Source organism: Marinobacter flavimaris (genome assembly GCF_002933295.1).
GTDB lineage: Bacteria > Pseudomonadota > Gammaproteobacteria > Pseudomonadales > Oleiphilaceae > Marinobacter > Marinobacter flavimaris.
In genome coordinates, this window is the sequence record NZ_PSSW01000012.1 from 17,177 (window position 1) to 39,298 (window position 22,122).

Sequence of the window (22,122 nt, forward strand, 5' to 3'; positions counted from 1 at the left end):
GGTGATCGACGTGTCCGATCAGGGAAAGAAGACAACATGGGGGCAGCGTTTGGCGTCCGGGCTGGCAGCCTGGCGCTTTGGCTCCGTCGTGGGCGTCTTTCTCCTGGTGGTGGGTGTGCTTGGCTGGCGCCTGGTCGATCTCCATGTCGTAGATAATGATTTCCTGCGCAAGCAGGGTGATGTCCGTACGATCCGGGTTGAGAGTATTGATGCTCATCGTGGTGTTGTCACCGATCGTTATGACGAGCCTCTGGCCGTCAGCACGCCAGTGCAGACCATCTGGGCGAATCCTTCTGAAGCCAATCCCTCCGAGGCGCGACTCACCAACCTTGCGCGGCTGCTCGATATCAATGAAGCCTCTCTTCGGCAGCGTCTCGAAGAATACTCCGGGCGGGAATTCATCTATCTGCGCCGCAAGGTTCAGCCGGATCTGGCCAGAAAGGTTCTCGAATTGGAGATTGACGGGATATACACCCGTCAGGAGTACCGTCGCTATTACCCCGCCGGCGAAGTGACTGCTCACGTTGTGGGCTTCACCGACATCGACGAACGCGGGCAGGAAGGGATCGAGCTCGCCTACAACCAGTGGCTGTCCGGTGAAACCGGCCGGAAGCGGGTCCTGAAAGACAACCGCGGCCGGGTTATCAAGGATCTGACCCTGATTCGCGATGCCAGCCCCGGCCAGAACCTCGCCCTCAGCATCGACCTGCGCCTCCAGTACCTGGCCTATCGGGAACTCAAGGCTGTGGTGGCGGCTCATAATGCCAGAGGGGGTACGCTGGTCATGCTCGACGTTGATACCGGTGAGGTCCTGGCGATGGTCAACCAGGGGTCCTATAACCCCAATGACCGCAGTCAGCTCGCAGCGGAAAATCTTCGAAACAAGGCTATCACCGACCTGTTCGAGCCAGGCTCAACCATGAAGCCGATCACCATGGCGGCGGCGCTGGAATCCGGCAGCTACTCGGTTAACAGCACCATTGATACCAACCCGGGTTTTCGCCGTTTCGGTCGTTTCACCATCCGGGATCATCGCAACTATGGCGTCATGGATATGACCGAGATCATCGTCAAGTCCAGCAACGTCGGAATCAGCCGGATTGCTACCGACCTTGGCGGCGATGTGATTCGTGATCTCTACGCCCGTCTGGGGCTTGGCCAGCCAACGGGGATCGGTTTTCCCGGCGAAGCCGTGGGTGTATTGCCATCGCCGCCCAAGTGGCGCCCCGTGGAAGAGGCGACACTGTCCTACGGATACGGTATGAGCGTGAACGCTCTTCAACTGGCCCAGGCCTATATGGTGATCGCCAATGGTGGCGTGCGCTATCCCCTGAGCCTGGTCCGGCAGAACAAGAAGCCGGAGGGGCAGCGAGTGCTCTCGGAGCAGGTCACCCTCCAGGTTCGCAATATGCTGCGCGAGGCCGTTTCAAGGGGTACCGGTAAGCGGGCACAGCCTGGATTCTACTCGGCCGGCGGCAAGACCGGGACTGTTCATCTTGTTGGGGCCCAGGGTTACGAGGATAGCCAGTACAAGGCGATTTTTGCCGGTATGGCGCCTATTGATAACCCCAGGCTGGTTACGGTTGTGGCCGTTGATGCGCCGCAGTCCGGAGAATACTACGGTGGTGAAGTGGCCGCGCCAGTATTCTCACGGGTAATGAGTGACGCACTGCGACTGTTGAATGTGAAGCCTGAACTGGAAGTGGGAGAGGCCGAAATGGCTGCTTCTGCATCCGGAGAGCGAGGGTAGGCCTATGTGCATCACATCTCTCAGCACGTTATTGCAGGGTATCGTAGCGGTTCCGTCGGTGTTCGACGTGACCATCCACGGACTGAAAACCGACAGTCGGGAAGTCGCCTCCGGCGATGCCTTTATCGCCCTCTCGGGCGCCCGAACGCCGGCTGACTTCTATGTCGATAAGGCCATTGCAGCGGGCGCAACGGTCATCCTCCTGGAAGCGCAGCAGGCGGGAGAGTGCACCGAACACCACGGTGCCTTGATCGTACCTGTCGCTGGCCTACGCAGTCTGGTGGGGCGAATCGCTGATCGCTTTTTCGAGCATCCGTCGCAACGACTTCGCCTGATTGGCGTGACCGGAACCAATGGCAAGACGTCGGTCTGCCAGTATGTCGCACAGCTGCTCAAGGAAACGGGAACGCCCTGCGGCATCCTCGGCACCCTGGGCTATGGCATGCCCGGCGCCCTGCAGCCTGCGACGCATACGACACCGGATGCGGTTCAGGTTAACCGGGTGCTGTCCCGGATCGTGAAACAGGAAGGTCGGGCAGCCGTGATGGAGGTGTCCTCCCATGCCCTTGATCAGGGCCGCGTGGATAACCTCTCGATGACCGGCGCTGTATTCACGAATCTGACCCGGGATCATCTGGATTATCACGGTTCCATGGAAGCCTATGGTGCCGCCAAGGCGCAGCTTTTCCAGCGTGAAGAGCTGCATTTTTCGGTAATCAACTTTGACGATCCATTTGGTCGACAGCTCTTCGAACAGCTGGACGGCAAATGTGATCGCGTGCGCTACAGCCTGCACGAGGCCCAGACCGAGCTCTGGTTACGGGAATTCCGACCAACCGACGAAGGCTTTGAAGCTGAGGTCGATGGCGAGTGGAGCCGGTTTGTTGTCTCGGTTCCGCTGATGGGAAGTTTCAACGCGAGCAATGTGTTGGCGGCTATGGCAACGGTTCTGACGCTTGGCGTGCCGATCGAGCGCGTGCAGCAGGCTGTGGGTCGGCTCACACCGCCACCGGGCAGGCTGGAGCGGTTTGTGGGTGCTAATGGTGTCAGGGTGGTGGTCGATTACGCCCACACCCCGGATGCCCTCGCCAATGCTCTGACAGCACTGCGTCCGCACGTTACCGGTGAACTGGTGTGCGTGTTTGGTTGCGGCGGTGACCGTGATGCCGGTAAACGTCCGGAAATGGCCCGGGAAGCCGAGAGGCTTGCAGATCGGGTGGTCGTTACTGATGACAATCCCCGCAGTGAGGACCCCGAAACAATTGCGCGGCACATCCTCGCCGGTTTCACGGACGCTGCCCGGGTCTCTGTTATCCATGACCGGGCCGAGGCCATTCAGTCGACGATCCGCTCGGCCACGCCAAACGACGTAGTTCTGATCGCAGGGAAAGGCCACGAGGCTTATCAGGAAATCGCCGGCCAGAAATACCCGTTCAGTGATGCGGAGCAGGTTCGCCACGTCTTGAAACTCAATGGGGGTGTGGCATGATGCGCGCCTTTTCGCTGGCGGAAGCCAAGGGTTGGCTGGGCGCCCAGTGCGCTTCGGGCGACCTTGCGTCGGTGAGCTTCGCCGGGGTTTCCACTGATACCCGCACCCTCGAGCCTGGCCAGCTGTTTGTGGCCCTGCGCGGCGAAAATTTCGATGGCCACCGTTTCCTGCAACAGGCCATGGATAAAGGCGCAGTTGGCCTGGTGGTCGATACGTCTGATACCAACCTGGCTCTGCCTCAGTTGGTAGTGAATGACACACTGGAGGCCCTTGCCCGGCTAGCGGCCGCCAACCGTGAAGAAAGCACAGCGGCCATCCTCGCGATCACTGGCAGCAGCGGCAAGACCACCGTCAAGGAAATGTGCGCCGCCATTCTGTCGCAGATGGGCAAGACGCTGTCAACGAAAGGCAACCTGAACAATCACATCGGCGTTCCGCTTACGCTGTTCGGCCTTTCTCCGGAACACCAGTACGGCGTGATTGAACTGGGTGCCAGTGGGCTGGGTGAAATTGCCCATACCGTCGCCCTGGCAAAGCCCCGCGTTGCCATTCTCACCAATGCTGGCGAGGCCCATCTGGAAGGGTTTGGCAGCTACGAGAACATTGTCCTGGCCAAGGGCGAAATCATTGACGGCGTCGCGTCAGACGGGCTGATGGTGCTCAACGGTGACGATCCGGCCTTCGCGCAGTGGCGCACCCGAGCCGGGGCCCGCCGCGTCGCAGGTGTCAGCCGTCTCGGCGCCGAGGCGGATTATCACGCAGTCATTGAGGGCCAGGACGCCGGAACCAGAACCTTTCAGGTCAGCGGCCCGAACGGCTGGCTATGCAGGGTCACGCTGGGCCTGGAGGGCGATCACAACATCACCAACATGCTGCTTGCCATCGCGGCAACCCGTGAGTTGGGTGCCAGTGATCAGGCGATTGTTGCAGGGCTGGCCAGTGTTGCGCCGGTGAAAGGGCGGCTTCAGGTCTTGGAGTTGTCGCCGGAAATGACGCTGATTGACGACAGTTACAACGCCAACCCGTCGTCCATGAAAGCCGCGCTCGGCGTGCTGGCCGGCCGTGCAGGTCAGAAGATTGCTGTACTCGGTGCCATGGCAGAGCTTGGCGCCAAGGCAAATGCGTTGCACAGGGAAGTTGGAGTGTGCGCCCGGGAGCATGGTATCGATCGACTGATTACCGTGGGGCCGGGTTGTGAAGGTTATGCCGACGGGTTTGGCGAGTCCACGGAACTCGGGCTGAGCCATGAGCAGGCCGTTGAATCGGCGATTGGGGATAAAAACACACCATTGACAGTGCTGGTCAAGGGTTCTCGCAGTTCCGCCATGGAGCGTGTGGTGGAGGGAATTAAAGAAAAGGTGAATAACTCATGCTGCTCTGGCTGACAGAGGTCCTATCACAGTATTTCTCCGCACTGACGGTGTTTCAGTACCTGACCCTGCGTGGAATTCTGGGCACACTCACCGCGCTGCTGATTTCGCTGATCATCGGCCCCGTGATGATCCGCAAGCTGAGCCAGTACCAGATTGGTCAGGCGGTGAGAGATGACGGTCCGCAAACCCATCTCAGCAAAGCTGGCACCCCGACTATGGGTGGCGCACTGATCCTGGTGGCCATTGGCATCAGTACGCTGCTCTGGGCGGATCTTGGTAACCGCTACGTCTGGGTCACCCTGCTGGTGACGCTCCTGTTCGGCGCAATCGGTTGGGTTGATGACTATCGCAAAGTCGTGGAACGTAACCCGCGGGGCCTGCCGGCCCGCTGGAAGTATTTTTGGCAGTCGGTTATCGGCGCTACGGCGGCTGTAGTGTTGTTCTTCAGTTCCGCCTTGCCCCAGGAGACGTCTCTGTATGTGCCCTTTGTAAAGCAGGTATCCCTCACCCTTGGCCCGGTGCTGTTCATTCTGCTCACCTATTTCGTGATCGTTGGCAGCAGCAACGCCGTCAACCTGACCGACGGCCTGGATGGTCTGGCAATCATGCCAACGGTGATGGTCGCCGGAGCGCTTGGTATCTTCGCTTACCTGTCCGGCCACGCCCAGTTCGCCAATTACCTGTTGATCCCGCATCTCCCGGGCACCGGGGAGCTTATCGTATTCTGCGGCGCACTCGTTGGCGCCGGGCTTGGTTTCCTCTGGTTCAACACCTACCCGGCTCAGGTTTTCATGGGGGATGTGGGCGCCTTGGCCCTCGGTGCCGCCCTGGGTGTGGTCGCGGTGATTGTTCGCCAGGAAATAGTGCTGTTCATCATGGGCGGTGTGTTCGTGATGGAAACCGTGTCGGTGATCCTGCAGGTAGCGTCCTTCCGTCTGACCGGGCGGCGGATATTCCGCATGGCGCCGCTGCATCACCACTTTGAACTGAAAGGCTGGCCGGAGCCACGAGTGATTGTCCGGTTCTGGGTTATCACGGTCGTTCTGGTCCTGATTGGCATTGCCAGTCTGAAACTGAGATAGGAAAGCGCTGCAACTATGAGTGTCATTGTTTCGGATCGTCGCACACTGATCGTAGGGCTCGGTAAAACCGGGCTTTCCTGCGTGCGCTATCTGTCCGAACAGGGGCGGGACGTTGCTGTGGCCGATAGCCGCACGGCTCCTCCGGGTCTTGATCAGCTGAAGGTCGGTTGGCCGGATATTCCGGTACACCTCGGGACCTTTGACGCAGAGCTGTTTGCCGGTTTCAACGAACTGGTGGTCAGCCCGGGAATCAGCATTGCCGAACCAGCCATTGCAGCTGCCGCCCGCCAGGGAGCAAGAATCCGGGGTGACATTGATCTGTTCGCCGAGGCTGCCGATGCGCCGATCGTCGCGATCACTGGCTCCAATGGCAAAACCACCGTCACCACACTGGTGGGTGAGATGGCCAGAGCGGCGGGCCGGACCGTCGCCGTTGGCGGCAATATCGGTACCCCGGCCCTTGATCTTCTTGGCCAGGGCGCAGACCTGTATGTGCTCGAGCTTTCGAGTTTCCAGCTTGAGACCACGGACGAGCTGAACGCCCTTGCGGCAACGGTGCTCAACCTCAGTGACGACCACATGGACCGTTACCCCAACAAGATGGCGTATTTCCAGGCCAAGCAGCGGATATTCCGGGGTTGCAAGAACGCCATTGTTAATCTGGACGATGCCTTGAGCACACCCATGGCAAGGGACAACCTGAGGTTCCTGTGTTTCGGCTTCCATCGGGTGAATCCGGAGACGTTCAGCACCCGGGACGATGACCAGGGCACCTGGATTACCTTCGGGTTTGATAACCTCTTGCTGGCCAGCGAGTTGAAGCTGATGGGTCATCACAACATCAGCAACGTGATGGCCGCTCTGGCACTGGGCCATGCCGCTGGTCTGCCCATGGATGTGATGCTGACGGTCGCCCGTGAATTTCCGGGGCTGCCGCATCGCTGCGAGTTTGTGCGCCGGCTGAACGATGTGGATTTCATCAATGATTCCAAGGGCACCAATGTCGGAGCCACAGTGGCCGCCATTGAAAGCCTTGCACCGGACAATGGCAAAGTCGTGCTGATCGCCGGTGGTGATGGCAAAGGTGCCGATTTTATCGCCCTGGAAGCGCCCATTGCATTGCATTGCCGGGCTGTGCTGTTGATTGGTCGCGATGCGCCGGCCATCGCCGATGTGCTGGGCAGCGGTATTCCGGTTCACCGGATGGACAGCCTCGCCGAGGCGGTTGCCCGTTCCGCCGAGCTGGCGGTGCCCGGGGATCGGGTATTGCTCTCGCCGGCCTGCGCGAGCTTTGACATGTTCCGTGATTATCTTGATCGCGGTGACCAGTTCCGTTCTCTGGTGGAGGCGCTGTGATGCACGCAGATCTTTCCCTGCAGAACCGGAACCAATGGCTTGGCGAGGTTCAGCCTCTGCCCATGCTGGTGATCAGTTCGGTCGCATTGCTGGTGATGGGCGTTGTCATGATTTCCTCGGCATCCATGGATATGGCCGCTGAAACCATGGGTAACAGCTACCACTATGTGATTCGCCAGCTGATGTTTGCCGGTCTTGGTTGCCTGCTGGCGCTGGTAGCGGTGAACGTGCCGGTGGCCTGGTGGGAGCGCAGCGGCTGGCTGCTGCTGGGCATCGGTCTGTTGGTCCTGGTTCTCGTGTTGACGCCCCTGGGCCGTACCGTGAACGGCTCCACCCGCTGGATTCCATTCGGCCTGTTCAACGTCCAGGTCTCGGAAGTGGCGAAACTCTGCCTGATTGCCTACCTGGCCGGCTACGTGGTCCGTCGCCGGGATGAACTGCTCAATACCTGGCCTGGTTTCCTGAAGCCGTTGGTCGTCCTCGGTTTGGCATCGGTTCTGCTGGTTATTCAGCCGGACTTCGGTGCCACTGTGGTGTTGGTGACGGCAGCGGCGGGGATGATTTTCCTGAGCGGTGTCCGGCTGAGCCGGTTCGTGCCCCTGATCGGCACGCTGGTGGTCCTGGGTGCCATTCTGATCGTTACCCAGCCTTACCGTCTGAAACGGGTTGTCAGCTATCTCGATCCCTGGAAAGACCAGTTCGACAGCGGTTACCAGTTGACCCAGTCCCTGATTGCCTTCGGTCGCGGAGACTGGGGTGGTGTCGGCCTGGGTAACTCCATCCAGAAGCTGTTCTATCTGCCGGAGGCCCACACCGACTTTATCTTCGCCATTATCGCTGAGGAATTCGGTCTCCTGGGATCCTTGCTGGTACTTAGTCTGTTCACTCTGCTGGTGGTGACCGGATTCGTCATTGCCCGCCGGGCCGAGAAGGCGGACATGCCGTTCGGCGCGTGTTTTGCCTATGGGCTGACCCTGCTGATTGGCCTGCAGGCAGGCATCAACATGGCGGTTAGCACCGGGCTTCTGCCCACCAAGGGGCTGACTCTGCCGCTGGTGAGCTACGGTGGATCCAGTCTGATGATTACCTGTATCTGCATTGGCGTTCTTGCCCGTGTGGAAATGGAGCGCCTGGATCAGGAAAAGCTGGCCCGAGAGAAGACCGGTCCGAAGACGCGGGGAGGTGCGGTGTATGACTGAACAGCGTCGCTTCCTGATGATGGCCGGCGGTACCGGCGGGCACGTGTTCCCGGCCCTGGCAACGGCTCGGGCGCTTGAGGCTCGTGGCCACCAGGTGTACTGGCTCGGAGCCAGTGGCGGAATGGAACAGAGGCTGATCGGCGAAACCGATATCCCGCTGTCACTGATTCATATTTCCGGTTTGCGGGGCAAGGGTAAGCTCGCTCTCTTGCTGGCGCCGTTCCGGCTGATGCGGGCGCTGGGTGAAGCCTTCACCATCCTGCGCCGGGTTCGCCCGGATTGCGTTGTAGGCATGGGCGGATTTGTTACCGGGCCCGGTGGTGTTGCCGCCTGGCTGAACCGTACGCCGCTGGTGATTCATGAACAGAACGCCATCGCCGGAATGACCAACCGCATCCTGGTCAGGTTTGCAGAAACCGTGCTGGAGGCTTTTCCGGGTAGCTTCGGGCCGAAAGTGGTTACCCGCTGTACCGGCAATCCGGTGCGGGAAGACCTCGCGGCCTTGCCTGTTCCGGAAAGGCGCCTGGCGGACCGTGAAGGTGCTCTCAGATTGCTGGTGATCGGCGGCAGTCTCGGCGCGCAGGTCTTTAATGAGCAGCTCCCCGAGGCGCTGGCGATGTTGCCGGAAGGTGACCGGCCCGTGGTCCGCCACCAGTGTGGTGAGCGCCATGCCGAGGCGGCGAAGCAGGCCTATGAGGAGCATGGCGTGGAGGCGGCCGTTGAGCCGTTCATCAAGGACATGGCCGAGGCCTATCAGTGGGCCGACCTGGTGCTGTGCCGGGCAGGCGCGTTGACCGTTTCGGAATTGTGCGCCGCGGGTATCGGCGCTGTCCTGGTGCCTTTTCCCCACGCCGTGGATGATCACCAGACGAAAAACGGGCAACAAATGGTGTCGGCGAAGGCAGCCATTCTGATTCCACAGGCAAAAATGACCCCGGCGGTGCTTGCGGAAACCCTGGGTGATCTGGCCCGGAATCGTGACCGGGTAAACGAAATGGCGAAGGCCGCCCGAACATTGGCCCGCCCTGATGCAACGGAGAGAGTCGTGAATTACTGTCTGGAGGCCGCCAATGGCTGATGCAAATAATCCGCCCCTGGTCTATCAGGTGCCTGAAATGCGCCGGATCCGTCACATCCACTTTGTGGGGATTGGTGGTGCGGGGATGAGCGGCATCGCCGAGGTTCTCAAGAATCAGGGCTACGACGTTTCCGGATCGGATCTGAAAGAAGGGGCGGTTACCGATCGTCTCAAGGGTATGGGCGTAGAAGTGCAGATCGGTCACCGGGAAGAGAACAGCGCCAGTGCCGATGTGGTTGTGGTGTCTTCAGCGGTGTCTGCGGAAAACCCGGAAGTCGTGGCGGCCCGCAGTCGTCGGGTGCCGATCGTGCCCAGGGCAGAAATGCTCGCGGAAATCATGCGCTATCGCCACGGCATCGCCGTCGCTGGAACCCATGGCAAGACCACAACCACCAGCCTGATCGCATCCATTCTGGGTGAGGCGGGCCTGGACCCGACTTTCGTGATTGGCGGCAAGCTGAACAGCGCCGGCACCAACGCTCAGTTGGGCGGTTCCCGCTATCTGGTGGCGGAGGCAGACGAGAGTGATGCGTCCTTCCTGCATCTGACGCCGGTGATTTCAGTGGTAACCAACATCGAAGCGGACCATATGGATACCTATGGCGGCGATGTCGAGAAGCTGAAGCAGACCTTTGTGGACTTTCTGCACAACCTGCCGTTTTACGGTGTTGCGGTGATGTGCGTCGATGACGGTTACGTTCAGGAGATCATCCCCCGGATATCCCGCGCCATCATCACCTACGGAATTGACAACCCGGAGGCGGATTACCGGGCCGAGAGTATCAATTCCGACGGTTTGCGGACCCACTTTGTGGTGAAGCGTCCGGCCGGGCGCAGCGACCTCGCGGTCGAGCTGAAAATGCCGGGCCGTCATAACGTGCTGAACGCGCTGGCGGCCATAGCCGTGGCCACAGACGAAGGCGTCGCCGATGATGCAATCTGCCGCGGGCTGGCCGGATTTGCCGGTGTCGGTCGCCGGTTCCAGGTCTACGGCGATTACCAGACCCCCAAGGGCACGGTCACCCTGGTGGACGATTACGGTCACCACCCGACGGAGGTAGAGGCTGTTATCCGGGCTGCACATGATGCCTGGCCCGATCGGCGTCTGGTCATGCTTTACCAGCCGCACCGCTTTACGCGGACCCGCGACCTTTATGAAGACTTTGTCCGGGTGCTTTCGGAAGTGGACGGCCTGCTTTTAATGGACGTGTATTCCGCCGGCGAACCGGCGATTCCGGGGGCCGATGGTCGGGCCCTGTGCCGCAGTATTCGCCAGCGGGGGCAGGTGGAACCGGTATTTGTTGAGGACAACCTGGAAATCGAGTCCCTGCTGGCCAATGTGCTGCAGGACGGTGATCTGCTGATAACCCAGGGCGCCGGCGATATTGGCGGCGTGGCAGCGCGGCTGGCAGCCGCGGGAGTGATAGCTGGTGAGTGACATGCATCATGGGGAACCACAGGCTTATCAGGCCGAACCGGAGCTCGTTCGGTCGCTCGGTCGGGTGGCCGTGTTCATGGGTGGAGATTCCGCTGAAAGGGAAGTGTCCCTGAAAAGCGGCAAGGCGGTACTGGCGGCGCTGGTGTCAGCCGGCGTGGATGCGTTTGCCGTGGACGTCCGCGGCTGCCTGCTGAGAACCGTCGACAACCCTGATTTTGACCGGGTGTTCATCGCGCTGCATGGTCGTGGAGGCGAGGACGGTACCTTGCAGGCCATCCTTTCGCAGGCCGGTATTCCCTACACCGGCAGCGATGTGCTGGCCTCGGCACTGGCCATGGACAAGCTGAGAACCAAGTACGTGTTCGAAGGCTGTGGCCTGCCAACGCCGAAGTTCCGCACCATGTCCGGAGCAGATCAGGCCGAACAGATCATTGGTGAACTGCGGGCGCCCTTGAGTGTGAAACCTTCCCGGGAAGGCTCCAGCATCGGCATCCGCAAGGTACACACGGCGGCCGAACTGGCTGACGCCTACGAAGCCGCCGCCGCGCTGGACAATCTGGTGCTGGTGGAGGAGTGGATCGAAGGGCCGGAGTTCACCGTCAGTCTGTTGCAGGATCGGGCGCTTCCGGCCATTGGCCTGAGCGCAAGCACCGAGCACGTTTTTTACGATTACGAGGCCAAGTACCTGGCAGACGATACCCGGTATCGCATTCCCTGTGGTCTGGCGCCTGAAGACGAAGTCCGTCTTCAGCACCTGGCACTGGAGGCCTTCCGGGTTGTTGGCTGTCGGACCTGGGGCCGGGTCGACATCATGCAGGACAGCGACGGCAAGTTCTGGCTGCTGGAGGTCAATACCGTGCCCGGTATGACGGACCACAGTCTTGTGCCCATGGCTGCAAAGGCCGCAGGCATCAGCTTCGAAGAGCTGGTGGTCCGGATACTGAAAGACAGTCTGGAGGGCGCCAATGCTTGAAACACTGCTGATCCGGAGCCGGGCGATTCCGTCCGAGCCCCCGCGACGCCGGGGGGCAACGTCCCTCGGTCCCGAGCGGGACCGGTTTGGCGTGTTGAAGGGTGTGCTGGCAGCTGTACCCTGGCTCCAGGTGGGCATGGGCGCGGTGATTGTGCTGTTGGCTGCACTGGTGCCCTGGGGCACTGGCAAGGTGCTGGGCGCCATGGATCAGCAGATCCTTGCCGTCGATGTGAAGGGAGAATTTGTGGGCGATAGCCGGGTCGCCATTGAGCGCGCCGCTGGCGACTGGATCGGCAAGAGCTATTTCGCCACGGATCTTTCGGAAATCAAAGACAGCCTGGAACGTCGGCCCTGGGTTGCGTCCGCGGCGGTGCGTCGGGTATGGCCGGATCGCCTGGTGATCGATATCAGGGAGAAGAAACCCCTGGCTTACTGGACCGATGGACGTCTCGTAAGCCGCACCGGTGAGCTGTTCGCGCCGGCGAATCCCGAAGTTGCGGGTCGGTTGCCACGACTCGCAGGGCCGGATGAAAGGGTGCGGGATGTGATCGATATGGCGCGGGACATGAGCGACAAGCTGGTCGCCCGGGGGCTTGGATTTTCAGGCCTGACGCTGGAACACCGGGGTGCGTGGACCCTGCAGCTGGCCAACGGCATCGAGGTGGTGCTTGGCCGCGATCAGGTGGCGCAACGGTTTGATCGGTTTATCACGGTTTATGAAAACCGACTGGCAGCAAGGTCGGACGAAGTCAGTCGGGTAGATGCCCGCTACACCAACGGTGTGGCGGTCAAGTGGAAGGCTGTCGAGACAGCCTCCAGCCCAAAATCATAGCAACGGTTAATTCAGACCTACGGTTTGGTGGAACACATGTCATCGGTTGAAACGGAAAACATGATTGTCGGCCTCGATATCGGAACCTCGAAGGTGGTTGCGATTGTCGGCAAGCGCAAGATGGACGGCACCATCGAAGTGGTGGGCATTGGTTCCCATCCTTCCCGGGGCCTCAAGCGTGGAGTGGTGGTGAATATTGAAACCACCGTCCAGGCAATTCAGCGCGCGGTGGAAGAGGCGGAATTGATGGCCGGGTGCCGCATTCACTCGGTGTATGCGGGTATTGCCGGCAGCCACATCAAGAGCCTGAATTCCCACGGCATTGTTGCAATCCGTGACCGTGAGGTCACCCAGGCCGATATAGACCGGGTCATTGACGCCGCCCAGGCGGTTGCGATTCCTGCAGACCAGAAGATTCTCCATATTCTGCCCCAGGAGTTCGTGATCGACAGCCAGGAAGGCATCAAGGAACCCATGGGCATGTCCGGTGTGCGCCTGGAGGCAAAGGTTCATCTGGTGACCTGCGCGGTCAATGCTGCCCAGAACATAGAGAAATGCGTGAAGCGCTGCGGGCTTGAGGTGGATGACATCATCCTGGAGCAGCTGGCATCCAGCCACGCCATTCTCACCGAGGATGAGAAAGAGCTGGGTGTCTGCGTGGTGGATATCGGTGGTGGCACCACGGATATTGCGGTGTTTACCGGCGGTGCTATCCGGCACACGGCGGTGATTCCGATCGCCGGCGACCAGGTGACCAACGACATTGCCATGGCGCTGCGCACACCGACCCAGAATGCTGAAGAAATCAAGATCAAGTATGCCTGTGCACTGACCCAGCTGGCCGGTGCGGATGAAACCATCAAGGTGCCCAGTGTTGGCGATCGCGCGCCGCGCGATCTGTCCAGGCAGGCCCTGGCGGAGGTGGTGGAACCGCGCTACGAGGAGCTGTTCACCCTGGTTCAGTCAGAGTTGCGCCGGTCCGGATTTGAAGACCTCATTCCGGCAGGCATCGTGATAACCGGCGGTTCCTCCACCATGGAAGGCGTGGTGGAGCTGGCCGAAGAGATCTTCCACATGCCGGTAAGGCTGGCCTGTCCGCAGGCGGTTTCCGGCATGACGGAGGTAGTCAACAATCCGATCTACGCCACTGGCGTTGGGTTGTTGATTCATGGTTTCCGCCAGATGGATCTGGGGCGGGCACCGGTGCTCAAGGGTGAAGATGCACCCTCGCTGTTTGAGCGCATGAAAGCCTGGTTTACCGGTCATTTCTGACGGGGCCGGGCGGGTAGTACACGAAGGTATCTCGAAAACACAATCTCGAACAAACAGCCCGGAACAAGGGCTGAAAACAGCACGAAGGAGTAGGGGAAATGTTTGAACTCGTCGATAATGTCCAGCAAAACGCTGTCATTAAAGTCGTCGGTGTAGGCGGTGGTGGCGGCAACGCCGTGCGCCATATGCTTAACAGCGACATCGAAGGTGTGGAATTCATCTGCGCCAACACGGACGCCCAGGCGCTGACCGATATGGACGCGCGTCAGATCATCCAGCTCGGTGGCAACATCACCAAGGGGCTGGGTGCCGGCGCCAATCCGGAAGTCGGTCGCCAGTCTGCCCTGGAAGACCGCGATCGTATCGCCGAAGCCATCAAGGGCGCGGATATGGTCTTCATTACCGCGGGCATGGGCGGTGGTACCGGTACCGGTGCCGCGCCGATCGTAGCGGAAGTAGCCCGCGAACTGGGCATCCTGACCGTTGCCGTGGTCACCAAGCCTTTCATGTTCGAAGGCGGCAAGCGCATGAGCGTTGCTGAATCCGGTCTGAAAGAGCTGGAAGAAAGCGTCGACTCCCTGATTACCATTCCCAATGAAAAGCTGCTGGCGGTCATGGGCAAGAAAACCAGCCTGCTGGACGCATTTGCCGCAGCTAACGATGTGCTTCTGGGCGCAGTTCAGGGCATCGCTGATCTGATTACCCGCAACGGTATGATCAACGTCGACTTCGCCGACGTGAAGACGGTCATGTCCGAAATGGGTATGGCGATGATGGGCACCGCCCGTGCCACGGGTGAAAATCGTGCGCGGGAAGCCGCCGAAGCGGCCGTTCGCAGCCCGCTGCTCGAAGACATCAACCTGCAGGGTGCCAAGGGTATTCTGGTCAACATTACCGCGGGCATGGATCTCAACCTGGGCGAATTCTCCGAGGTTGGCGACATTGTGCGTGAGTTTGCTTCTGACTCTGCCACCGTTGTTGTCGGTACCGTTATTGATCCGGAAATGACCGACGAACTGAAGGTAACGGTTGTTGCGACCGGCCTGGGTGGTGATCGTGAGAAGCCGACCAAGGTGGTGGACAATACCCGCACTCTGGATGGAAAAACCGATTACAACCAGCTGGATCGTCCCGCTGTTCTGCGTCGCCGGGCCGTTTCCCATGGAAACGTGGCTATCGACCAGAGCAAGGATAGCGAGGAGCAGGGTGTCGACTATCTCGATATTCCCGCATTCCTCCGTCGGCAGGCTGACTGATAATCTGGTGCAATTGTGATCCGGTTGTGGTTCTTGTGCGAAACATGGAACCCGGCATCCGGTAAATACGTGCACTGATTGCCATGAGTTGGATGCTGGATGAACATTCAGCAACAACGGATTGGTTAAATGGTATTCAGTCTTATTTTCTGATATTCTCCGGGCAGATTTTTGCCTAGAATATCGCCTTTTTGTGACGGAATTATGTACCGATGATCAGACAACGGACACTTAAAAACACCATCCGTGCCACCGGTGTTGGCTTGCACTCGGGTGAGAAGGTCTACCTGACCCTCAAGCCTGCCCCGGTGGACTCCGGTATCATCTTCCGCCGTACCGATCTTGACCCGATGGTTGAGATTCGTGCCTGCGCGGAAAATGTAGGTGAGACCATGCTGTCCACGACGCTGGTGAAAAACGGTGTCCGTGTGGCGACTGTGGAGCATTTGCTCTCGGCCATGGCTGGTCTCGGGATTGATAACTGTTTCGTCGAACTAAGTGCCGCGGAAGTGCCCATCATGGACGGCTCTGCCGGTCCTTTTGTGTTCCTTCTGCAGTCCGCCGGCATTGCCGAGCAGGATGCAGCCAAGCGTTTCATTCGCATCAAGCGTGAGGTAACGGTTGAGGAAGGCGACAAGAAGGCCACCCTGCTGCCTTTCGAAGGCTTCAAGGTGAGCTTCGGTATCGACTTTGATCACCCCGTGTTCAAGGGCCGCGCCCAGACAGCAACCGTCGATTTTTCCAGCACCTCCTTTGTCAAGGAAGTGAGTCGCGCTCGGACTTTCGGGTTCATGCGTGACATCGAAAAATTGCGTGCCATGAACCTTGCTCTCGGCGGCAGTGTGGACAACGCCATCGTTGTTGATGACTACAAGATCCTCAACGAAGACGGTCTGCGCTATGACGACGAATTTGTGAAGCACAAGCTGCTTGATGCCATCGGCGATCTCTATCAGTTGGGCAACAGCCTGATTGGTGAGTTCCGGGGGATCAAATCCGGCCACGATCTGAACAATAAGCTGTTGCGCAAGCTCAGGGCAGAAGAGGATGCCTGGGAAGTGGTTACCTTTGATGACGAGGCCACTGCCCCGATTTCCTACATGAAGCCTGTGCTGGCGGCGGGCTGAAGCAGGACGCTTTAATCCCGGACGTGGCTAGCGAGTTTTTCGAGAACCTCGCGTAATGCTTTATCCTTCGTGTGCCCGGCCTCCTCTTTGAGGAGCCGGGCATTTTCTTTGCTCAAGGGTTCTTTTTTGAACACCGGTTTTTCCCGAAATCTGGGCGGTGCAACCTTGACCTTCAGTTTCCAGACGAACCGGAACAGTTCGTTCTCTCGCAGCTTTTCCATGATTTCGTGCTGGCGGAACCGGATCTGACTCGCTTTACCCGCGGTTTCGGTGGTCAGGACCAGCTCTCCGTCCTTGCAGCTGACAAAGCGTGTCCCGTTGAACAGCTCGCTCGGCAGGGCGGCCAGGACTTCTCCTTCCGCCTGTCGATGGAGCTCGGCCTTTGCCACAAGATCCTTCAGTACCGGGGTTCTGCCAAGCTTGTCGAAGGTCATTTTTTGTTCGCTTTTGCGTTTCATGGCGGCGTTTTTACTCGACGGCTGCGTTTACGATTGGTTACACTTCGGCACGGTTTATGCGTAGTGCCTGTATTACACTCGTTTTACATTGTGATAAATGAGTATGTCTACCGGGCGCTGCAATTTTTTCAGTATGTAGCTGTTGCCAAAGGATGGCAGACCCCCTTCGGATTTTTCCGGGGCGCAACACTACAGGATGCGGTTGCGGCTCAACGATGAAACCAGATGACGATATGAACATTATTCTCGTTGGCAAACGCCACGGAAAGTCCCGTGTGCTGTCGATCAACAGCACGCTTGCTGCCGGCTTGCTGTTCCTCGTGCTCTCCCTGCTGGTCGCGGCCGGCTGGGCCGGGTATCAAATGGCTGTGCAGCAAGTAGAGGCCAGAGAGCCCACCAACTCCGAGCTGGTCGCCGAGTGGAAGCAGAAGCTGGCAGACCAGAAGGCAGAACTGGCCAGTATCGAGGAGAACGTCCAGCAACAGGTGGATGCGCTGACTCTTCGTCTCGGCGAGATCCAGGGCCGTCTCCTGCGGCTGGATGCGCTGGGCCAGCGGTTTGTTGAATCCGGCCTGGTGGCCAGTGACGAATTCAACTTCGATCAGCCGGCTGCAGTCGGCGGGCCAGAAGATGCCTTGTCCGGGGATTCCTTCTCCGCACCTGAGCTGACCCGGATGATTGAGGAAATGGAATGGCGAATCGAAGACCGCGAACAGCAACTGCGGTTGCTCGACCAGCTGGCCTCCAGCAAGCGGCTCGAAGACGAATTGTACCTGGAAGGCCGCCCGATCACCTGGGGCTGGCTGTCTTCGAAGTACGGTTACCGGTCCGATCCGTTTACCGGCAAGCGGACCTGGCATGCCGGTGTTGATCTGGCCGGCAAGGATGGCAGCGACATTATTTCGGTCGCCGGCGGTGTCGTTACCTATGCCGGAGAGCGCTATGGCTACGGTAACCTCGTGGAAGTCGACCATGGTGATGGTCTGATAACCCGCTATGCCCACTGCAAGACTATCAAGGTGAAGGTGGGCGATGTTGTCCAGAAAGGCCAGGTAGTCGCGCTGATGGGCAGCACAGGGCGTTCCACCGGGCCTCACGTGCACTTTGAAGTCATCCGGAATGGCAAGTCTGAAAACCCGGAAACCTACATCAAGCGGGCGAGCCGCTAATTCGGTTCCGGCCCGCAAGCCGTTGTCAGTACTTTCCCGCCAGTCGGCCTCCGGCCAGTTTTTATCCGTGAATCCGGTGCCTCATCAGCGACTTATTGCGCCTGTGTGAGGCCTACCTTTTGTCCTGTTACAAAATAAGGTTAGAATGCCGGCTTCCTCCGTTTAATCAAAGAAGCAGTGGTCTATGTTCACAAAGCTTGCAACCAAGATGTTCGGCAGTAAAAACGCCAGAGAAATCAAGAGAATGCGCAAGACGGTCATGCGCATTAACGAGCTTGAAGAGCAATATGGCAATCTGTCCGACTCCGAGTTGCAGGGTAAGACCGCGGAGTTTCGTCGTCGGATCGACGAAGGCGAATCCCTGGATGCGCTTCTTGCGGAAGCCTTCGCAACCGTGCGTGAAGCGGGCCGCCGGGTTATGGGCATGCGTCATTACGACGTCCAGCTGATCGGTGGTATCACCCTGCACGAAGGCCGGATCGCGGAAATGAAGACCGGTGAGGGCAAGACGCTGGTTGCTACCGCTTCCGTGTACCTCAACGCGTTGTCCGGCAAGGGTGTCCACGTGGTTACCGTGAACGATTACCTGGCCCGTCGTGATGCCGACTGGATGGGCAAGCTCTATCGGTTCCTGGGCATGCAGGTGGGTGTCGTGGCCTCGGGCCAGCCAGCGGAGGAAAAGCGGGCAGCCTACCAGGCCGATATTACCTACGGTACCAACAACGAATTCGGCTTCGACTACCTGCGCGACAACATGGCGTTCAGTACCGAAGACAAGGTCCAGCGCGGGCTGAACTATGCGATCGTGGACGAGGTGGACTCCATTCTGATCGACGAAGCCAGAACGCCGCTGATTATCTCCGGGGCAGCCGAGGACAGTTCAAAGCTGTACCAGGCCATCAATGAACTGATCCCCAACCTCGAAAAGGGCGAAGTGCCTGAGGAAGGAGAGCCGACCGGTGACTTCACCATCGATGAGAAATCCCGCCAGGTCGAGCTGACAGAGAGCGGTCACGAGAAGGTTGAAGAGCTGCTGCTTGAGCGTGGCCTTCTGAAGGAAGGTGAAAGCCTCTATTCCGCCGCCAACCTCAGCCTGTTGCACCATGTGCACTCAGCATTGCGGGCCCACCACCTGTTCCAGAAAGACGTGGATTATATCGTCCAGGGCGGCCAGGTGGTCATCGTCGACGAGCATACCGGTCGTACCATGCCGGGTCGTCGCTGGAGTGAAGGTCTGCACCAGGCCGTTGAGGCCAAAGAGGGCGTCAAGATTCAGGCCGAAAGCCAGACGCTGGCATCGACCACCTTCCAGAATTATTTCCGGCTGTACGACAAACTGGCCGGCATGACCGGTACGGCAGATACCGAAGCCTTCGAGTTTCGCCAGATCTACGGCCTCGATGTGGTGGTCATTCCTCCCAACAAACCGATCCAGCGGACCGATTACAACGACCTGGTCTACCTGACCCAGGAAGAGAAATTCCACGCCATTATTGACGAGATCAAGGATGTCACTGCCGAAGGACGTCCGATTCTCGTCGGTACCGCCTCCATCGAGGCCTCCGAACTGCTCTCCATGCTGCTCAAGAAGGCGCGGATCGAACACAAGATCCTGAACGCCAAGCAGCACGAATCCGAAGCCCATATCATTGCCCAGGCGGGCCGCCCCGGGGCGGTCACCATCGCCACCAACATGGCCGGCCGTGGTACCGATATCGTGCTGGGCGGTAACTGGGAACACGAAGTTGCCGCCATGGACAATCCCTCAGAAGAGGAGATTGCCCGGGCCAAGGCCGAGTGGACCGAGCGTCACAATCAGGTGCTGGAGGCCGGTGGTCTGCACATCATTGGTACCGAGCGTCACGAATCCCGTCGAATTGACAACCAGCTTCGCGGTCGTGCCGGGCGTCAGGGTGATCCTGGCTCCTCAAGGTTCTTCCTGTCTCTGGAAGACAACCTCATGCGCATCTTTGCCCCAGACCGGGTGAAGAGCCTGATGCAGGCCATGGGCATGAAGAAGGGGGAGGCCATCGAGCACCGGATGGTGACCAACGCGATCGAGAAATCCCAGCGCAAGGTGGAAGGTCGCAACTTCGACATGCGTAAGACCCTGCTGGAATACGATGACGTGGCCAACGACCAGCGCACGGTTATCTACGACCAGCGCAACGAAGTCATGTCTTCCGACGACATTTCGGACATGGTGACGACCATTCGGGAAGACGTTGTCGACTCGCTGATCAGTGAATACATTCCGCCCCAGAGTATGCCGGAACAATGGGACGTCGCCGGGCTGGAAGCACAGCTCCAGTCGGAGATGGCGATTGATCTGCCGGTTCAGAAGTGGCTGGAAGAAGACAACAAGCTGTACGAAGAAAACCTGCGCCAGAAGATTCTCGACGAGATCGTGGCTGCCTACCAGGCCAAGGAAGAGATTGCCGGTTCCGAGGCCATGCGCAAGTTCGAGAAGCAGGTGTTCCTGCAGGTGCTCGATACCCTCTGGAAAGAGCATCTTTCCAACATGGACCATCTGCGCCGTGGTATCCATCTGCGGGGTTATGCCCAGAAGAACCCCAAGCAGGAGTACAAACGCGAGGCGTTCAACCTGTTTGAAACCATGCTTGATACCATGAAGCGGGATGTTACCCGGGTACTCTGCCACGTGCGTGTCCAGAGCCGTGAGGAGATGGAAGAAGTCGAGCGCCGTCGCAAACAGGAGCTGGAAGAAGAGCTCGCAAAGGCCCGTCTGCGCCACGACGAAACCAGCGCCACGGCCCAGAGCCAGGGTGAGGGTGAGGCTGACGAAGCCCGGCAGTCGACTCCGGAAACCTTCGTTCGACAGGAGCGCAAGGTGGGTCGAAACGAACCCTGCCCCTGCGGGTCCGGCAAGAAGTACAAGCAGTGTCATGGCAAGGTCAGCTGATTCAGAGCACTGACCGCACCATCGGAACCCGCACTCTGCCAGCCACAACTGGTGGGATGCGGGTTTTTTCGTTTTCAGCGGGTCGTGTGTTACCTCGAACGCACCCCCAGACAAGAGGAGTGGCAGAATGGCGGTAGGTCCGGGAACCTTACCTGAGTTTTATCCGGTAGCCGGAATCAAGGTCGGCATAGCCAGTGCCGGTATAAAGAAGCCGGGACGTAAGGACGTGGTTGTTTTCGAGCTGGCCCCGGAAAGCCGGGTTGCCGGTATCTTCACGAAAAACCAGTTCTGTGCAGCACCGGTTACCCTCAGCCGCCGGCATCTGGCCGAGACCTCGCCCCGGTACCTCTTGATCAACACGGGCAATGCCAACGCCGGTACTGGTGAGCAAGGTATGCGGGATGCTATGGCCTGTTGCCAGGCCCTGGCAAAGCAGGCGGGCGTCACGGAAGCCGAAATTCTGCCGTTTTCCACGGGGGTGATTGGCGAGCCGTTGCCGGTCCAGAAGATCGTTGGCGCGCTTCCGGAGGCTTTGGCGAACACTGCCGAGAATCGCTGGGCTGAAGCTGCCAGTGGTATCATGACCACGGACACCCGCCCCAAGGGCGCTTCCTGTCAGGTTGAGCTGGATGGTCACACGGTAACCATCTCGGGCATCAGCAAGGGTGCGGGCATGATTCGTCCCAACATGGCGACGATGCTCGGTTTTATTGCCACCGATGCCCGGATTGCGCCGGAGCTGCTGCAGACACTTGCCTCGGAATTGGGGGAGAAGTCCTTCAACCGCATCACTATCGATGGCGACACCTCTACCAATGACGCCTGCATGCTGATGGCCAGCGGCCAGTATTCCGGCCCAGAGATTACGGCCTCCAGCGCGGCGCTGCCGAAGCTGCGGGAGGCCTTGCAGGCAATCTATCTGGAACTGGCCCACGCCATTGTCCGCGACGGCGAAGGAGCAACGAAGTTTGTCACCATCGACGTCAGCGGAGCGGCCGGTCAGCAGGAGGCTCTGGACGTTGCCTATACCGTGGCGCATTCGCCGTTGGTCAAGACCGCACTGTTCGCCTCGGACCCCAATTGGGGCCGGATTCTGGCGGCGGTTGGTCGCGCCGGTGTCGAAGGACTGGACCTCAATGCCCTTGAAATCTATCTGGGCGATGTCTGCCTGGTCCGCAACGGTGGCCGGGCCGAGGATTACTCGGAAGCCCGCGGGCAGGCCGTGATGGATCGGGAAGAGATCACCATTGCCATCGACCTTAAGCGGGGTGATGTTCGGGAAACCGTGTGGACCTGCGATTTCTCCCACGATTACGTGACTATTAACGCCGAGTATCGTACCTGAGC

17 protein-coding genes are annotated in these 22,122 nt (G+C 59.3%); 16 read left to right on the top strand and 1 reads right to left on the bottom strand.

Annotated features, from left to right (window positions below; translation table 11 throughout):
* Positions 1-10: 10 nt before the first annotated feature.
* The 13 genes from MDHKLMBL_RS18075 to lpxC all read left to right on the top strand — a co-directional run bounded on the left by MDHKLMBL_RS18075 (position 11) and on the right by lpxC (position 16,225).
* Positions 11-1,750, top strand: coding sequence for a peptidoglycan D,D-transpeptidase FtsI family protein (locus MDHKLMBL_RS18075; protein ID WP_104271801.1), 1,740 nt, complete (start codon positions 11-13; stop codon positions 1,748-1,750).
* 4 nt (positions 1,751-1,754) lie between these two features.
* A complete protein-coding gene (locus MDHKLMBL_RS18080; RefSeq protein WP_092030365.1) occupies positions 1,755-3,239 on the top strand; it encodes a UDP-N-acetylmuramoyl-L-alanyl-D-glutamate--2,6-diaminopimelate ligase in 1,485 nt (494 codons plus the stop codon).
* Positions 3,236-4,624: a UDP-N-acetylmuramoyl-tripeptide--D-alanyl-D-alanine ligase gene (locus MDHKLMBL_RS18085; RefSeq protein ID WP_104271803.1), complete on the top strand. Its 1,389-nt coding sequence runs from the start codon at positions 3,236-3,238 to the stop codon at positions 4,622-4,624. The genes MDHKLMBL_RS18080 and MDHKLMBL_RS18085 overlap by 4 nt, the downstream gene beginning before the upstream one ends.
* Positions 4,609-5,694: a phospho-N-acetylmuramoyl-pentapeptide-transferase gene (gene mraY / locus MDHKLMBL_RS18090; protein WP_008176520.1), complete on the top strand. Its 1,086-nt coding sequence runs from the start codon at positions 4,609-4,611 to the stop codon at positions 5,692-5,694. The genes MDHKLMBL_RS18085 and mraY overlap by 16 nt, the downstream gene beginning before the upstream one ends.
* Positions 5,695-5,709: 15 nt before the next feature.
* A complete protein-coding gene (murD, locus tag MDHKLMBL_RS18095) occupies positions 5,710-7,050 on the top strand; it encodes a UDP-N-acetylmuramoyl-L-alanine--D-glutamate ligase (protein WP_104271807.1) in 1,341 nt (446 codons plus the stop codon).
* Complete coding sequence (ftsW, locus tag MDHKLMBL_RS18100; RefSeq protein ID WP_104271810.1) at positions 7,050-8,249, top strand: putative lipid II flippase FtsW; 1,200 nt, start codon at positions 7,050-7,052, stop codon at positions 8,247-8,249. The genes murD and ftsW overlap by 1 nt, the downstream gene beginning before the upstream one ends.
* The gene (gene murG / locus MDHKLMBL_RS18105; RefSeq protein WP_092030361.1) at positions 8,242-9,327 is read left to right on the top strand and encodes an undecaprenyldiphospho-muramoylpentapeptide beta-N-acetylglucosaminyltransferase; all 1,086 of its coding nucleotides are present in this window, start codon (positions 8,242-8,244) and stop codon (positions 9,325-9,327) included. Before ftsW ends, murG begins: the two co-directional genes overlap by 8 nt.
* Positions 9,320-10,765: a UDP-N-acetylmuramate--L-alanine ligase gene (gene murC, locus MDHKLMBL_RS18110; RefSeq protein WP_053114559.1), complete on the top strand. Its 1,446-nt coding sequence runs from the start codon at positions 9,320-9,322 to the stop codon at positions 10,763-10,765. The genes murG and murC overlap by 8 nt, the downstream gene beginning before the upstream one ends.
* Before the next feature lies 1 nt (position 10,766).
* Entirely contained in the window at positions 10,767-11,738 is a 972-nt protein-coding gene (locus tag MDHKLMBL_RS18115) for a D-alanine--D-alanine ligase (RefSeq protein ID WP_199185536.1), read from the top strand.
* The gene (locus tag MDHKLMBL_RS18120) at positions 11,731-12,570 is read left to right on the top strand and encodes a cell division protein FtsQ/DivIB (RefSeq protein ID WP_104271816.1); all 840 of its coding nucleotides are present in this window, start codon (positions 11,731-11,733) and stop codon (positions 12,568-12,570) included. The genes MDHKLMBL_RS18115 and MDHKLMBL_RS18120 overlap by 8 nt, the downstream gene beginning before the upstream one ends.
* A 36-nt stretch (positions 12,571-12,606) precedes the next feature.
* Positions 12,607-13,842: a cell division protein FtsA gene (ftsA, locus tag MDHKLMBL_RS18125; RefSeq protein ID WP_008176504.1), complete on the top strand. Its 1,236-nt coding sequence runs from the start codon at positions 12,607-12,609 to the stop codon at positions 13,840-13,842.
* A gap of 98 nt (positions 13,843-13,940) precedes the next feature.
* Positions 13,941-15,098, top strand: coding sequence for a cell division protein FtsZ (ftsZ, locus tag MDHKLMBL_RS18135; protein WP_008176500.1), 1,158 nt, complete (start codon positions 13,941-13,943; stop codon positions 15,096-15,098).
* Positions 15,099-15,310: 212 nt separating this feature from the next.
* Positions 15,311-16,225, top strand: coding sequence for a UDP-3-O-acyl-N-acetylglucosamine deacetylase (lpxC, locus tag MDHKLMBL_RS18140; protein ID WP_008176497.1), 915 nt, complete (start codon positions 15,311-15,313; stop codon positions 16,223-16,225).
* Between the two features lie 11 nt (positions 16,226-16,236).
* On the opposite strand, the gene MDHKLMBL_RS18145 is transcribed toward lpxC, so the two are convergent.
* A complete protein-coding gene (locus tag MDHKLMBL_RS18145; protein ID WP_104271818.1) occupies positions 16,237-16,683 on the bottom strand; it encodes a DUF721 domain-containing protein in 447 nt (148 codons plus the stop codon).
* Positions 16,684-16,898: 215 nt separating this feature from the next.
* Here MDHKLMBL_RS18145 and MDHKLMBL_RS18150 point away from each other — a divergent pair, with 215 nt between their 5' ends.
* The 3 genes from MDHKLMBL_RS18150 (at position 16,899) to argJ (ending at position 22,120) form a co-directional block, all read left to right on the top strand.
* Positions 16,899-17,852, top strand: a complete 954-nt coding sequence (locus MDHKLMBL_RS18150; RefSeq protein ID WP_014576111.1) for a M23 family metallopeptidase — start codon at positions 16,899-16,901, stop codon at positions 17,850-17,852.
* A 184-nt stretch (positions 17,853-18,036) separates the two neighbouring features.
* Positions 18,037-20,775, top strand: a complete 2,739-nt coding sequence (gene secA / locus MDHKLMBL_RS18155; RefSeq protein WP_008176491.1) for a preprotein translocase subunit SecA — start codon at positions 18,037-18,039, stop codon at positions 20,773-20,775.
* Positions 20,776-20,902: 127 nt separating this feature from the next.
* A complete protein-coding gene (argJ, locus tag MDHKLMBL_RS18160; protein ID WP_008176490.1) occupies positions 20,903-22,120 on the top strand; it encodes a bifunctional glutamate N-acetyltransferase/amino-acid acetyltransferase ArgJ in 1,218 nt (405 codons plus the stop codon).
* Positions 22,121-22,122 lie beyond the last annotated feature (2 nt).